1 rRNA gene is annotated in these 996 nt (G+C 53.0%); it reads left to right on the forward strand.

Going from position 1 to position 996, the window contains the following annotated elements:
* Positions 1-996, forward strand: a 23S ribosomal RNA gene (locus K8O68_RS15645); the annotation flags it as partial.

Raw genomic sequence — 996 nt, forward strand, 5'->3', positions numbered from 1 at the left:
AGGAACCGTACCCCAAACCGACACAGGTGGTTGGGTAGAGAATACCAAGGCGCTTGAGAGAACTCGGGTGAAGGAACTAGGCAAAATGGCACCGTAACTTCGGGAGAAGGTGCGCCGGTGAGGGTGAAGGACTTGCTCCGTAAGCTCATGCCGGTCGAAGATACCAGGCCGCTGCGACTGTTTATTAAAAACACAGCACTCTGCAAACACGAAAGTGGACGTATAGGGTGTGACGCCTGCCCGGTGCCGGAAGGTTAATTGATGGGGTTAGCTAACGCGAAGCTCTTGATCGAAGCCCCGGTAAACGGCGGCCGTAACAATAACGGTCCTAAGGTAGCGAAATTCCTTGTCGGGTAAGTTCCGACCTGCACGAATGGCGTAACGATGGCGGCGCTGTCTCCACCCGAGACTCAGTGAAATTGAAATCGCTGTGAAGATGCAGTGTATCCGCGGCTAGACGGAAAGACCCCGTGAACCTTTACTATAGCTTTGCACTGGACTTTGAATTANTATCCGCGGCTAGACGGAAAGACCCCGTGAACCTTTACTATAGCTTTGCACTGGACTTTGAATTTGCTTGTGTAGGATAGGTGGGAGGCTTTGAAGCGTGAACGCCAGTTTGCGTGGAGCCAACCTTGAAATACCACCCTGGCAACTTTGAGGTTCTAACTCAGGTCCGTTATCCGGATCGAGGACAGTGTATGGTGGGTAGTTTGACTGGGGCGGTCTCCTCCTAAAGAGTAACGGAGGAGTACGAAGGTGCGCTCAGACCGGTCGGAAATCGGTCGTAGAGTATAAAGGCAAAAGCGCGCTTGACTGCGAGACAGACACGTCGAGCAGGTACGAAAGTAGGTCTTAGTGATCCGGTGGTTCTGTATGGAAGGGCCATCGCTCAACGGATAAAAGGTACTCCGGGGATAACAGGCTGATACCGCCCAAGAGTTCATATCGACGGCGGTGTTTGGCACCTCGATGTCGGCTCATCACATCCTGGGG

It is taken from the genome of Salipaludibacillus sp. CUR1, assembly GCF_021028955.1.
GTDB lineage: Bacteria > Bacillota > Bacilli > Bacillales > Salisediminibacteriaceae > Salipaludibacillus.